General features: G+C 61.8%; 9 protein-coding genes. 6 read left to right on the forward strand and 3 right to left on the reverse strand.

All coding sequences use genetic code 11. The annotated features are described in order from the left end of the window. The first annotated feature begins 415 nt into the window (after nucleotides 1-415). Both DWX39_RS05830 and DWX39_RS05835 read left to right on the forward strand, forming a co-directional pair. Nucleotides 416-1,495 (forward strand): Gfo/Idh/MocA family protein, encoded by a 1,080-nt coding sequence (locus DWX39_RS05830; RefSeq protein WP_117758819.1) that lies wholly within the window; start codon nucleotides 416-418, stop codon nucleotides 1,493-1,495. Nucleotides 1,496-1,498: 3 nt separating this feature from the next. After that, nucleotides 1,499-2,245 (forward strand): DeoR/GlpR family DNA-binding transcription regulator, encoded by a 747-nt coding sequence (locus DWX39_RS05835; protein ID WP_117758820.1) that lies wholly within the window; start codon nucleotides 1,499-1,501, stop codon nucleotides 2,243-2,245. Nucleotides 2,246-2,643: 398 nt separating this feature from the next. On the opposite strand, the gene DWX39_RS05840 is transcribed toward DWX39_RS05835, so the two are convergent. Both DWX39_RS05840 and DWX39_RS05845 read right to left on the reverse strand, forming a co-directional pair. After that, nucleotides 2,644-3,303 (reverse strand): RluA family pseudouridine synthase, encoded by a 660-nt coding sequence (locus tag DWX39_RS05840; RefSeq protein WP_233508892.1) that lies wholly within the window; start codon nucleotides 3,301-3,303, stop codon nucleotides 2,644-2,646. A 15-nt stretch (nucleotides 3,304-3,318) separates the two neighbouring features. After that, complete coding sequence (locus DWX39_RS05845) at nucleotides 3,319-5,814, reverse strand: U32 family peptidase (protein WP_117758821.1); 2,496 nt, start codon at nucleotides 5,812-5,814, stop codon at nucleotides 3,319-3,321. 300 nt (nucleotides 5,815-6,114) lie between these two features. Between DWX39_RS05845 and DWX39_RS05850 the strand changes: the two genes are divergently transcribed. Beyond that, nucleotides 6,115-6,492, forward strand: a complete 378-nt coding sequence (locus DWX39_RS05850; protein WP_117758822.1) for a RidA family protein — start codon at nucleotides 6,115-6,117, stop codon at nucleotides 6,490-6,492. Between the two features lie 112 nt (nucleotides 6,493-6,604). Here DWX39_RS05850 and DWX39_RS05855 read toward each other — a convergent pair whose 3' ends face one another. Continuing rightward, on the reverse strand, nucleotides 6,605-7,261 hold the full coding sequence (locus DWX39_RS05855) for a transcriptional regulator (RefSeq protein WP_231500731.1): 657 nt from the start codon (nucleotides 7,259-7,261) through the stop codon (nucleotides 6,605-6,607). A gap of 352 nt (nucleotides 7,262-7,613) precedes the next feature. Between DWX39_RS05855 and DWX39_RS05860 the strand changes: the two genes are divergently transcribed. The 3 genes from DWX39_RS05860 to ygfK all read left to right on the forward strand — a co-directional run bounded on the left by DWX39_RS05860 (nucleotide 7,614) and on the right by ygfK (nucleotide 13,707). Beyond that, on the forward strand, nucleotides 7,614-9,008 hold the full coding sequence (locus DWX39_RS05860) for a uracil-xanthine permease family protein (RefSeq protein ID WP_055252519.1): 1,395 nt from the start codon (nucleotides 7,614-7,616) through the stop codon (nucleotides 9,006-9,008). A gap of 195 nt (nucleotides 9,009-9,203) precedes the next feature. Next, nucleotides 9,204-10,559, forward strand: coding sequence for a putative aminohydrolase SsnA (ssnA, locus tag DWX39_RS05865; RefSeq protein WP_117758823.1), 1,356 nt, complete (start codon nucleotides 9,204-9,206; stop codon nucleotides 10,557-10,559). Between the two features lie 148 nt (nucleotides 10,560-10,707). Continuing rightward, on the forward strand, nucleotides 10,708-13,707 hold the full coding sequence (gene ygfK, locus DWX39_RS05870) for a putative selenate reductase subunit YgfK (RefSeq protein WP_117758824.1): 3,000 nt from the start codon (nucleotides 10,708-10,710) through the stop codon (nucleotides 13,705-13,707).

Here is a 13,707-nt window from a genome sequence, read left to right on the forward strand (position 1 = left end):
TTTCAAAGTCCAAGAAATGGGATGCAGTTCAAATGAGTGGGTTAGCCGTTGGGGAAGGTCCTTCGCGGGCAGGGCGATCTTCATGGCGTTCCTAGGGTCCTTTCGACCGATATCTCCTGTGCAAATCTTCGGCCTGAGACGTATCGGGGATCAACCTACTGGATGCATCAAGCATAGATTCTCATCCGCCTAAGAGCCAATATCGGTCGCGCGTCGTGCTCTGTAAATTGCATGCTTGCGTGTCTGTGCGCGTTCTCTTGCGTTCTATTGCGCACTACCGCGTATATATGTGCCGTTTTCGGGACAATAATGACCGTTTAGCGGTGAGATACGCACAAACGCGCACAGACGCGCGTGTTTGTGCGAATATAGAGCTGTCAGAAAGCAAGGCGTTCTATGACACAGGAGGCACATAATGGCAGATTCCAAGCAGGCTCCGCTCGACGCGGCGGCAGCCGCCAAAGCAGCGTTCGCTTCGGTCCAGGACAAGCCGTTCCCCGACGATATCTTTACGGCCCCCGAGCTTCGTTGGGCTGTGATCGGTTGCGGTGTTATCGCCAACCAGATGGCTCAGTCTCTCGCCCTTGCCGGCCGCAAGCTCGCGGGCGTTGCCAACCGAACGCTGTCCAAGGCTCAGGCTTTTGCTGAGCAGTATGGCGTTGAGAAGGTTTATGACACGGTCGAGGACCTTTACGCCGATCCGGGCATCGACGCCGTCTACATCACCACCCCGCACAACACTCATATCACCTATCTGCGCGCTGCCCTGGCAGCCGGCAAGCACGTGCTCTGCGAGAAGGCCATTACCCTCAATTCCGCTGAACTCGATGAGGCCCGTGCCATTGCCGCCGAGCACAACGTGGTCCTTATGGACGCTACCACGGTGCTCCACATGCCCTTGTATCAAGAGCTGCGTCGCCGCATGGATGCCGGCGAGTTCGGCCGCATGAACCTCGCTCAACTCAACTTTGGTAGCTACAAGGAGTACGGCGACCTGACTAACCGCTTCTACAACCGTAGTCTTGCCGGCGGTGCCATGCTCGATATTGGTGTGTATGCCCTGTCCGTCATGCGCCTGTTTATGGCGAGCCAGCCCGCCGAGGTCGTGTCTCTAGGCAACACCTGCGAGACTGGCGTCGATGTTGCGGGCGGCATCGTCTGCCGCAATGCCGAGCAGCAGCTGGGCGTCGTGAGCCTTACGCTTCACTCCAAGCAACCCAAGCGCTCGGTCATCAGCTTTGACAAGTGCTACATCGAGGTCAACGAATATCCGCGCGCCGATCACGCGACCATCGTGTGGACTGCGGACGGCCACCGCGAGGAGGTCCACGCCGGCACCGAGGCTTACGCCCTTTGCTATGAGATGGCCGATCTTGAGAAGGCCGTTGCCGGCGACGACTCTAAGCGTGAGCTTCTGGGCTATGCTTCTGATGTTATGGAGCTGATGACCAAGCTACGCGCCGACTGGGGAGTCGTGTACCCCGAGGAGGAGTAAGCGATGCTAGCGGAAGATAGGCTCAACGCGATCGTGTCGATGGTTCAGCAGACCGGCTCGGTTACCGTGCCGGAGCTTGCCGAAGCCCTGGGCGTGACGGCGTCTACCATTCGGCGCGACCTGCAGACGCTCGACCGAGCACACCGTATCGCCAAGGTGCACGGAGGCGCGACAAGTCTGGAGCGCGCGCACGTGACGCGCGACCTAACGCTTAATGAGCGCAGCGATCTCCATAACGACGACAAGGAACGTATCTGCGCCCGTGCGGCGGCGCTGGTAGAGCCCGAGAGCTTTGTGTACATCGATTCGGGTTCGACGACGCTCAGGCTCATCGAGCATCTTCCGCATCTCGAAGGGGTCACCTATGTGACTGATTCCGTGCTCCATGCTCAGCATCTCGCTTTGCGCGGTATGCGTACCGTGGTGCTGGGCGGCGAGCTCAAACCCGAGACCGAGGCGCTCGTTGGCCCCGATGCCTTGGCAACTCTAGACCGCTACAACTTCAACTGCGGCTTTTGGGGCTCTAACGGCATTGCCGCCGAGCAGGGCTTCACGGCGCCCGATATCGAGGAGGCACAGGTCAAGCGCATCTCGATGCGCCATACGGCCAAACGCTTCGTAATCTCTGATGCCAGCAAATTTGGCATGGTGGCACCCGTCAAGTTCGCGGACTTCCGCGACGCGACGATCATCACCGCGGGCGAGGTGCCTGCCAAGTACCAGACGATGGACAACGTCATCACGGTCTAGCGGCGGGGCAAGGCCAAAACCACCACAAAGGGGACAGGCACCTTTGTGGTGGGTCAATGGAAAAGCGGCAACGACCATCCCGGGCGCTGCCACTTTTGTTGTCTACCGGTTTATCTAAATCTGTAACAACCAGACCGTTAAAAGCAGGCTAGATGTTACAGATCGAGATACTTACGAACCGCGCCGTCCCTTTGTCTCAATCTGTAACATCTGGGACTGATTTTGCCGAGTTACTGTTACAGATTGAGATTATTCCCTTGAGGGGATTCGAATGTCTCGATCTGTAACAGATAGACCGGAAAATGGGTTCTAACTGTTACAGATCGAGACGTTTTGGGACCGCGGCTGAGCCATCGCGGCAAAACCATCATAAAGGTGCCTGTTCCCATTGTGGTGGTTTAGGGCTCCCAGGGGCAAGGGGCTTCGATGTGGATGTGCTCGCCGGTTACGGGATGCGTAAAGGACACGCTGTGGGCATGGAGCATGAGGCCGCAGGGGCGCGGCGTTCCGTACAGGTCGTCGCCAACCAGGGGATGATGCTCGCTTGCCAGGTGCACGCGAATCTGATGCTTGCGGCCGGTGAGCAGCTCGACATCAATATACGAGCGCGTGGGCAGGCCGCGGCGGCTCTTAAGGCGCTTGAGTACCTTGACGCGCGTCTGAGATGGCTTGCCGCTGGCGCCAACGCGCATCTTGCGGCTATCGTGGCGGTCGCGGGCGATAGGCTTGTCGATGAGCTTCTCGTTCCAGTCGATTTTGCCCTCGGCGAGCGCCAGATAGTGCTTTTCGAATGCGTGGTCGATGACCATCTGGTCAAAGGCGGGCTGCGTCTGCTTGTCGAGCGAGAACAGCACCACGCCGGTGGTGTTGCGGTCCAGGCGATTGAGCGGCTGCATGTCGGTCGCGGCAAAGCCGTCGCCCATCGCCAGCAGCAGGTCGCTGGCGTAGTCGGTAAGTGTGCGCTCGCCGGTGCCGTCACCGTGGACGATCATGCCGGCGGGCTTGTCGATGGCCATGAGCCAGGCGTCGCAGTAGAGGACTTGAGGTTCTTCGTTCACGTGTAAGCCTTTCGGTTAGCTAATTCCCACAAACATGCAGCCCGAGGTGGCCCCGCGCAGGCGGGCGGCGGGCTTACGGCCGGCCTGCGCGGCCTCGACGGCGCGACGGACGCGTGCGACGGCGCGGCCCAACTCATCCGTCTCGAGCAGCGTGCCGTCCACCATAAGACGACGGACGCCGGCGTCGAGCAGCTGTGGCACCTGCGGCGTGAGGTCGATGGGGTAGGCGTCGTACAAGCGAGAGCGGCCATGGATGTCGGTGCGCACGGGCATGACCTTGCCGTCGATATTCTTGAGCGACAGCTTGCGGGCGCGCAGACGGCAGTTGGCGCAATCGTGGATGCAGCCATTGGCCACCTGCAGGATGCAGTGCTCGCTCGTCATAACGCGCGGGCGGCCGAACACGGTGATGCCCAGGGCTGCGGGCGCGGAGGTGCCAAGCGAGACGATCTCGTCGAGCGTGATCTCGGGCGAGAGCCAAAACGCGCCGGCTCCGCGCTCGGCAAGTGCCTCCATGCAAGGGGTGTTGTGCACGGGCAGGCAAGAGCGGATCTCCGCCGTGGCGCCAACCTGGGCGGCCAGGGCAAGCTCAGAGATGTTGCCAATAGCGACCGTGGCGCCGGCAACAACCCACGGGTCGACGCGTACGTGGTCAACGGCGCGGCAGACCTCGTCGAGTACGGGTACGATGCCCTGCTCAAGCGCATCGGCGGGGGAGAGCTCGGCCGCATCGAGCGCGTCGGTGGTCATGTAGATGCGCGTTGCACCCTCGGCGCGAGCGGCCTCGGCGGCCTCGAGCGAGGTGACGGTGGCGCAGATCTGCGGCTCATCGCGGTAGTGCTCGGGCGCGGGGCGGGAATCACTGGTGACAATCGCCGGCAGCTCGAGCGTGCGGGCACGCTCCTCGTACGGCGCCAGAATGGCCTTTTCCAGCGCCTTGCAAGCGGCGGTGCGTACCTTGTGCACAGCGGAGAAGCCCATGCCGCAGCCTTCATCGAGCGCCACATCAAAGCTCGCGGCCTCAAAGGGAGAGGAGCCCATGCGGCCCACATGCTCAACCAGATCGGATGCCTCGACGGCGCGGGTCTTGGCAGCCTCGACGGTAAAGCCCGTGGCCGTGGCCGTAAGCGATGGGGCGTCGCAGCAGGTGAGCGTGACGACAAACGGTTCGCCCAAACGCGCCACAACGGTTACATCAACGGCGCGGCGGCGCAGCACGTCGCGCTTGAGCGCGGCGCCGGCGGCGTCGATGGCGCGCTGGCTGCGGATGATGCGCACGCGGCAGCCCTCGGGCATGCTGCGGGGCACGCGACATTCGATGATGTCACCGGCGGCGGCATCATCGGTAGCGATAGTGGTTAGGAACTGATCGAACTCGTCGTCGTGGCGAAGTTCCAACAAGTCGCCCTTGCCCACGGGCTCAAACAGCTCAATGCGGGCGATGGCGGCGCGGCGACGACGATCGTCGGGTTTGAGCCCGCGCACGTCGCGGTTGGCCAGGCGGCTGCCCAGTACCGTGCCCACAATCTGGCCGCGGTTGTTGGAGCGCTCGTAACTCATCATCTCGTCGCCCGAGGTGCCGTCCTGATAGGCGTGCGTAAAGTCGCGGTTAAAGCAGCGCTTGAGTTGGCGCTGGCGAGCGGCGTTCTCGTGCTTATCTACGGCGACCCCGGCCAGCATGTCATCGATTTGATGACGATACACATCGACGATGGAGTACACGTAATCGGGCGCCTTCATGCGGCCCTCGAGCTTGAGCGATGCGGCGCCGGCGTCATACAGACGGCGAACGAGCTGCGAAGTGTTGGTGTCGCGCGGGCATAGAGCGCGCTCGCGTCCGGCAGGGGAGAGCGCGCGGCCGTTCTCGTCGATCAGCTCGTAAGGCAGGCGACAGGGCTGAGCGCACATGCCGCGGTTGGCCGAGCGGCCCGCCATGGCAAAGCTCGATAGCAGGCACAGGCCCGAGTAGCAAAAGCAGATGGCGCCATGGCTAAAGACCTCAAGGTCCACATCGGGCGCGGCATGGTGAATGGCGGCGATCTCGTCGATGGAAAGCTCGCGCGAGAGGGTCACGCGGTCAGCGCCCTGCTCGCGGCACCAGATGGTTCCACGGTCATCATGGATGTTCGCCTGGGTCGAGATGTGTGTCTCGATGCCGGGCATGGTGTGCTTGACCTCAAAGAACAGGCCCCAGTCCTGGATGATAAAGGCGTCGGCGCCCAGCGTGGAGCAGCGGTGGATGAGTTGCAGTGCGTCGCCCAGCTCGGACTGCTTGATGACGATGTTGACCGTGACATAGACGCGCGAGCCGGCCAGGTGTGCAGCACGGCAGGCCTGCTCAAAGGCCTCGTCGGTAAAGTTCGTTGCCTTGCGGCGGGCGTTGAAGCTGCCCATGCCACAGTAGATGGCGTCTGCCCCGGCAGCGAGTGCGGCGGCAAAGGGTTCCGGGCCTCCGGCGGGGGCCAAGAGCTCGGGTCTGCGGTTGGTGGTTCGACTGGCGGTTGCGGTCATATCCTGCCTTTCAAAATGCTCAGATACTCAAAAGTATAGTGGCGCTGGCGCGACAGGCGATGCCCGTGGTCCAAGCGGGATAAAGTCTTCAGCAGCTTGGGGTGGCTGCCACAGAACAGAACCGTTCGGCGGTTCGGAGAAACCGTTGGGCGATAAATCTTTCTCGCACAATAATAAAATTCTTGCACAGCGCGAAATCCTTGGTTACTATCCCAATCAAGCGCGGTGTTCAGACCGAACTGTGCCTCCCGGTGTGAACACCGCGCTCACGCTCTCTCAACTGATCGTAAGGAGAAAAACATGAGCAAGACCGTCGTGTCTTCCGATAACGCACCCGCAGCCATCGGACCGTATTCCCCCGGCATCCAGACCGACAACATGGTGTTCCTGTCCGGCCAGCTGGGCATCGACCCCGCAACCGGCAAGCTGCCCGAGGGCGTCGAGGCCCAGGCCAAGCAGTCCCTCGCCAACGTCGAGGCCCTGCTGACCGCTGCCGGCGCCACCTTTGCCGATGTCGTCAAGACCACGGTCTACCTGGCCGACATCGCCGACTTCGCCGCCGTGAACGAGATCTACGCCTCTAAGTTCGAGGCCCCGTTCCCCGCGCGCAGCGCCTTCCAGGTTGCCGCCCTTCCGGCTGGCGGTCTGGTCGAGATCGAGGTCGTCGCCGCTCTCTAAGGCGTTGGCCACAACTAAACATGACATGCAAAAAGACCCTGCAGCGCGTGCGAGCTGCAGGGTCTTTTGTCAAGTGACGGATCGCTTATGGAGCCGCGCTCCATTTTGCTTGTTAGCCTTCCTTGCGAACTTTTTGTAGGTAGCGGTAGACGCTGGGCTCCGAGATGCCGAGTGCGGTCGCGGCGCAGGCAACAGCGCCCTTGAGCATAAAAACGCCGTTGCCGTTAAGGTGGCGAATAACGTCCACACGATCGGCCTGCCCGAGCGAGGCGACATCCTGCCCGCGGCTTTCGAGCAGCTCGGAAATACTGCGGTCGATGAGCTCCTGTGTAGACTCCGAAAGACTTTCAACCTCGATAGACGCGGGCTCCGCCTGCCTTGGCACAGCGTCGAAGCATGCCATGAGCTGCTGCGCCATGGCGTTGATGGAGCGCACGGTCGAGAGGTCGGTGTTGACGCAGAGCATACCGACGATCTCGTTATCCTCGCGGATAAAGTACGTCGCGGACTCCAGTGTCTTGCCACCGGCACCGCGCCCCTCGTAGCCCGTAATAAACGGCAGGTCGCGATACTTGGGGTCGTGCATGATCTTGAGCGCCAGATCGGTGGCGGGACCGCCGACCTTACGGCCGCTTACGATGCCGTTGCGAATATCGACGATGGCATGGTCGGGATCCGAGAAATCGTGCAGCACGATTTCGCTGTTTTTGCCGAGTATCTGCTCAAGGAAATCGACCATCGGCAAAAAGCGACGTACGGTCTCGTTCACGGGCAACTCCTTGGGATGAAATCGGAAATGTTCATAACAATTTTTTCTCATGGTAACACGGTGTCTATTGACTCGCATATTCGCAGGTACATTGCGTAATACGGACGAGCGGTAGGAATTTGGCGGTAAACGGTCGACCAAAAGAAAAGTTAGATGTTATTTTGACAAGACACTTTCCTGACCTGCGGAAATGCATAATCCCAGCTCAAGAACAGTCTGATAACAAAAAATTATTATTGAGAATGAGAAAAATCTTTAATACGATATGCAACGAAGGCACAACCTCACCCCCGCACTGCGTCACAATAGAGCGTTAGATGCGAAAACAACTACTTCGAGGATTGGTGGTCAAATGGCCCAGGAGACGGTTACGAACGGCACTGAAGCCCTGTTCACTCGCGAAGGCATGCCGCCCGTTAAGGAAATGATCCCGTGTGCCCTTCAGCACGTACTGGCATCGTTTGCCGGCATCATTACCCCGGCGGTCATCATGGCCGGCGTCTACGGCTTTAATAGCCAGCAGAGCACCGACATCATCCAGGTCGCGCTCATTCTTTCGGCGATCGACACGGCCCTTCAGGCCTTCGCTCCCTTCCGCCGCATCGGCGGCGGCCTGCCCATCGTCATGGGCGTCTCGTTCGCGTTCCTGCCGGCCCTGCAGGCCATGGGTGCCTCGGGCTTTAGCTTTGGTGCGCTGCTGGGCGGCGAGATTGTCGGCGGTGCCGTCGCGGTCCTCTTTGGTCTGGCCTACAGCAAGATTAAGTGGCTGTTCCCGCCCGTCGTGACCGGTACGGTCATCTTCTCCATTGGCGTCTCTCTCTATCCCACGGCCGTCAAGTACATGGCCGGCGGTATGGGTACGCCGCTGTGGGGCACTCCGCAGGCCTGGTGCGTCGCTCTTATCACCTTCGCCGTGGTCTTTGCGCTCGCCAACTTTGGCAAGGGCACGCTCAAGCTGGGATCCGTGTTCTTTGGCATGATCGTTGGCATGATCGTTTCGATCCCCTTTGGCATGATCGACTTCTCCAGCGTCGCCACCGCTCAGGTCTTCGCCCTTCCCAAGCTCATGCCCTACGCGCTCGAGTTTGACCCCGAGGTCTGCATCACCCTCGCCGTCGTGTTCCCCATGGTTGCCATCCAGGTTATCGGCGACGTCTCCGCCGCCTGCCTGGGCTCCATCGACCGTATGCCCACCGAGCGCGAGCTCTCCGGCGCTATCGTGTCCCAGGGCCTCACCTCTATGGTCGGCGGCCTGCTGGGCGGTCTTCCCACCAGCGCCCTTGGCCAGAACGTGGGCATCATCTGCTCCAACAAGGTCGTCAACAAGTGGGTCTTTGTGATCATTGCGGCCGTCTTTGCCATCGCCGGTCTGTTCCCGCAGCTCTCTGCCGTCCTTTCCGCTATCCCGCAGCCCGTCATCGGCGGTGCTACCGTGGGCGTGTTTGGCACCATCACCATGAACGGCGTGCGCATGTTCACCCGCGAGGGCCTCACGCAGCGCACTACCACCATCGTCGGTACCTCCGTCGTCTTTGGCCTGGGTATCTGGATGGCCAGCGGTTGCCTTGCCGGTGAGGGTATGCCCGCCTGGGTGTCCACCGTCATCGGCTCCAATGCCGTAACCCCCACCGCCATCATGGCCATCGTCCTTAACCTGATTCTTCCGCAGACGCCGGTCGTGGCTCAGCACATCGATGCTGCCAAGGACGCTGCCGTGGATCTGGTCTTGCCCGAGAGCAAGAAGTAGCCAATTCGGTGCTATTCGTCGGCGGGCGCATCGCCTCGTCCGCCGACGTCATGCGGCGCCAAGCCGCACTTCAAAGGGTTTGTCCCTTTGGTGAAGCGTTGACGGGAGAGGGCCCGTTTCCGGTGTAGGCCGGCGCTTCGCACTCCGCCATGTCAGAGGTGTCAAACCCCGCCCCTGATGTTGAAGGGAGCATCCATGCTTCTGGTCGCTAACGGTTCTGTCTTTACCCGCAATGCTCAGACCCCGTTCATTCCAAACGGTGCGGTCGCCATTGACGGAGATACGATCGTCGAAGTGGGCCCCGAGTGCGAGCTCAAGGCCAAGTACCCGGATGCCGAGTACGTCGACGCCCGGGGCAACCTCATCATGCCCGGACTCATCAACTGCCACACCCACATCTACTCGGGTTTGGCCCGCGGCCTTGCCATTAAGGGCTGTAACCCTACCAACTTCCTGGAGAATCTTGAGCAGCAGTGGTGGAAGATCGACGACAACCTGACGCTCGACGGCACCAAGGCCAGCGCCTATGCCACGATTCTTGACTCCATCCGCGATGGCGTCACCACGATCTTCGATCACCATGCGAGCTTCTGCGAGATTCCGGGAAGCCTCTTTACCATTAAGGATGCCGCTCAGGATCTGGGCATGCGTTCGTGCCTGTGCTACGAGGTCTCCGATCGCCGCGGCCAGGAAAAATGCGACCAGGCCATTGCCGAGAACGCCGAGTTTGCCCAGTGGGCCGCCAAGGAGCGTCGCGATAACGACAACCACATGATCGCCGCCATGTTTGGCGGACATGCCACCTTTACGCTGTCGGACGAGACCATGGACAAGATGGCCGAGGCCAACAACGGCCTGACCGGCTTCCACATCCATGTGTGCGAGGGCATGAACGATGTGTGGGACTCCCGCCTCAACCGCGGCGGCATCAGCCCCGTCGAGCGCCTGCTGCAGCACAATCTGCTGGGTCCCGACACCATGCTCGGCCACTGCATCCACGTGACGCCTGCCGAGATGGATATCGTCAAGGAGTCCGGTACCTGGCTCGTCAACAACCCCGAATCCAATATGGGCAACGCCGTGGGCTGCGCCCCCGTGCTCGAGTTCTTCCGCCGCGGCATCCCCGTGTGCATGGGCACCGACGCCTACACCCACGACATGCTCGAGAGCCTCAAGGTCTTCCTGATCATTCAGCGCCACAACGCCGCCATGCCCAACGTGGGCTGGTGCGAGGCCATGACCATGCTGTTCGAGAACAACGCCAAGATGGCCAGCAAGTACTTCGATCGCAAGCTCGGTGTGCTCGAGGCCGGCGCCGCTGCCGACGTCATCGTTATGGACTACAAGCCCTTTACGCCGCTGAGCGAGGAGAACATCGACGGCCACATGCTCTTTGGCATGATGGGCAAAAACTGCCGCACCACCATCATCAACGGCCGCGTCCTGTACAAGGATCGCGAGTTCGTTGGCATTGATGAGGACAAGATCAACGCGTGGACCATGGCCGAGTCCAAGAAGCTCTGGAGCACGCTCAACGATCGCGCCTACTAATTACAAGTAGATTTGCGCGCGTCAGATGTTTCGCCGCATCCGACGCGCGTATAGGTGACCTCCGCGGGGTCGCCGGCGCTGTGCTAGCGCTACACCGTATTTGCGCCCGCCGCGCGGTCTCGCCGGGCGTTACAGAGAGGAGCTCACTATGAGCGACATCATGAGGCCGATCCCGTTTTCGCAGCTGATGAACTGGATCATCGAGGAGCACAAGACTCAGGGCGCCGTCTTTGGCGTGCGCAAGATGGCCACGACCAACCAGGAGGGCGCGCTTCCCATTTTTGACGAGCGCATCGAGACTCCGTTTGGCCCGGCCGCCGGCCCCAATACACAGCTTGCCCAGAACATCGTGGCCTCTTATGTGGCCGGTTCTCGCTTCTTTGAGCTCAAGACCGTCCAGGTTATGGACGGCGAGGAGCTTTCCCGTTGCGTCAACAAGCCCTGCATTGTGGCGCAGGACGAGTGCTACAACTGCGAGTGGTCGACCGAGCTCGAGGTTCCGCAGGCCTTTGCCGAGTACGTGAAGGCATGGTTCGCCTGCCACCTGATCGCTCGCGAGTACGGCCTGGGTAGCCCGGACGGCTTTGTCTTCAATATGTCCGTGGGCTATGACCTGGAGGGCATCAAGAGCCCCAAGGTCGACGCCTACATCGAGGGCATGAAGGATGCCAGCGGCTCCGACGTCTGGAACGAGTGCCGTGCCTGGGCGCTTGCCAACCTAGACAAGTTTGAGCATGTCGACGCCGCATTTGTCGAGTCCATCCCGGCGCGCGTCTCCAACTCCATCACCGAGTCTACCCTGCACGGCTGCCCGCCCGCCGAGATCGAGCGCATTGCGACCTACCTCATCACCGAGAAGGGCCTCAATACCTACATCAAGTGCAACCCCACGCTGCTGGGCTATGAGTTTGCCCGCCAGCGTCTGAACGAGCTGGGCTTTGACTACATCGTCTTCGACGATACGCACTTCCGCGAGGACCTGCAGTGGGCTGACGCCGTGCCCATGTTCGAGCGCCTGATTGCCCTGTGCGCCGAGCGCGGCCTGGAGTTTGGCGTCAAGCTGACCAACACGTTCCCCGTCGACGTGACGAGAAACGAGCTGCCCTCCACCGAGATGTACATGTCGGGCCGTTCGCTGTTCTCACTGACCATCGAGGCCGCCCGTCGCATTACCGAGCAGTTCGATGGCAAGCTGCGCATCAGCTACTCCGGCGGCGCCACGGTCTACAACATCCGCGCCCTGTACGATGCCGGCATTTGGCCCGTCACCCTGGCGACCGACGTGCTCAAGCCCGGTGGCTACGAGCGCTTTAGTCAGATGGCCGGCGAGTTTACCGACCTGGATGGCAAGCCGTTCGCGGGCGTCTCTCTCGAGGCCGTGACGGCGATTCAGACCGACTCGCTCACCAACCCGCTCTACAAGAAGCCGCTGCGCCCGCTGCCCGATCGCAAGGTCGCCGGCAAGAGCCCGCTTTCCGACTGCTTTACCACGCCGTGCCGCACGAGCTGCCCCATCCAGCAGGATATCCCCGCCTATCTGGCGGCTGTTGACGAGGGCCGTTACGAGGACGCACTCAACATCATCATCGAGCGCAACGCCCTGCCGTTCATTACCGGCACCATCTGCCCGCATCCCTGCGGCCGTGCCTGCGAGCGTGCATTCTACGAGCCCGAGGGCGCCCAGATCCGCGCCAGCAAGCTCAAGGCCGCCCGCGAGGCCATGACCGCCGTGCTGCCCAAGCTGCGCGCCCAGGCCATCGCCAACGACGGCGAGCGCAACGTTGCCGTTATCGGCGGCGGCCCGGCCGGCCTGGCGACGGCGTTCTTCCTGACGCGCGCCGGCGTGCCCGTCACTATCTTCGAGACCCGCGACTCTCTCGGCGGCGTGGTCCGTCACGTGATCCCCGAGTTCCGTATCGCGAGCGACGATATCTCCCACGATGCCGAGCTCTGTCTGGCCTTTGGCGCCAAGGTGCAGCTCAACGCCCGCGTGGAGTCCATTGGCGAGCTCAAGGCCCAGGGCTTTACCGACGTAGTCGTGGCCACTGGTGCCTGGATGCCCGGCTCTGCGGGCTTGGGCGAGGGTGCCGAGCTCGACGTGCTGGAGTTCCTCGAGGCCGCCAAGAAGGGCGAGAAGCTCGAGCTGGGCGAGGACGTCGTGGTCATTGGCGCCGGCAACACCGCCATGGACGCGGCCCGCGTGGCCAAGCGCCTTGCTGGCGTGAAGAACGTGCGCCTAGTGTATCGCCGCACCAAGAAGCAGATGCCCGCCGACGAGGAAGAGCTCGATCTTGCTCTTGCCGACGGCGTTGAGTTCTGCGAGCTGCTGGCGCCCAAGGCGCTCAACGGCGCCGTGCTGACCTGCGACGTCATGGAACTTGGCGAGCCGGATGCAAGCGGCCGTCGCAGCCCCATCGCCACGGGCGAGACCGTCGAGCTTCCCGCCACCACGGTGATTTGCGCCGTGGGCGAGGGCATCGATGCCAGCCTGTACGACGCCGCGGGCGTCGAGCACGACCGTCGCGGCCGCCTTGCCGCCACCTCCACCGGCGTCGAGGGCGTTTGGGCTGCCGGTGACTGCCGTCGCGGTCCTGCCACCGTGGTCGAGGCTATTGCCGACGCCGCCGAAGTTGCCCGCGCCATCGCCGGCGTGGACTTTAACAAGTACGTCGACTGCAACGAGCAGGCCGGCCGCGAGGACACCTGCTACGAGCGCAAGGGGTCGCTATGCCGTGACAAGCGCAACTGCACCAAGACTCGCTGCCTGGGCTGCGGCTCGGTGTGCGAGGTCTGCTGCGATGTGTGCCCCAACCGCGCCAACGTTGCCATTAAGGTGCCGGGCCTGGCCAAGCATCAGGTCGTCCACGTCGACGGCATGTGCAACGAGTGCGGCAACTGCGCTGTGTTCTGCCCCTACCAGGAGGGCCGTCCCTACAAGGACAAGCTCACCCTGTTCTGGAGCGAGCAGGACATGGAGAACTCCGAGAACGAGGGCTTCCTGGCCGTGGACGAGGACCACTTTAAGGTCCGCGTCGCCGGCACGGTCCGCACCGTCTCGGTCGATGCCGTCAACACCGGCCTTCCCGAGGCCGTCCGCCTGACCATCAGGGCTGTGCGCGACAACTATCCGTACCTCCTTAAGAAATAG

The organism is Collinsella sp. AF19-1LB, from assembly GCF_003459655.1.
Taxonomy (GTDB): domain Bacteria; phylum Actinomycetota; class Coriobacteriia; order Coriobacteriales; family Coriobacteriaceae; genus Collinsella.

Excerpts from the sequence above, each read along its gene's own strand:
- DWX39_RS05830 (WP_117758819.1), top strand. The coding sequence starts at position 416 with ATGGCAGATTCCAAGCAGGCTCCGCTCGACGCGGCGGCAGCCGCCAAA.
- DWX39_RS05835 (WP_117758820.1), top strand. The coding sequence starts at position 1,499 with ATGCTAGCGGAAGATAGGCTCAACGCGATCGTGTCGATGGTTCAGCAG.
- DWX39_RS05845 (WP_117758821.1), bottom strand. The coding sequence starts at position 5,814 with ATGACCGCAACCGCCAGTCGAACCACCAACCGCAGACCCGAGCTCTTG.
- DWX39_RS05850 (WP_117758822.1), top strand. The coding sequence starts at position 6,115 with ATGAGCAAGACCGTCGTGTCTTCCGATAACGCACCCGCAGCCATCGGA.
- DWX39_RS05860 (WP_055252519.1), top strand. The coding sequence starts at position 7,614 with ATGGCCCAGGAGACGGTTACGAACGGCACTGAAGCCCTGTTCACTCGC.
- ssnA (WP_117758823.1), top strand. The coding sequence starts at position 9,204 with ATGCTTCTGGTCGCTAACGGTTCTGTCTTTACCCGCAATGCTCAGACC.
- ygfK (WP_117758824.1), top strand. The coding sequence starts at position 10,708 with ATGAGCGACATCATGAGGCCGATCCCGTTTTCGCAGCTGATGAACTGG.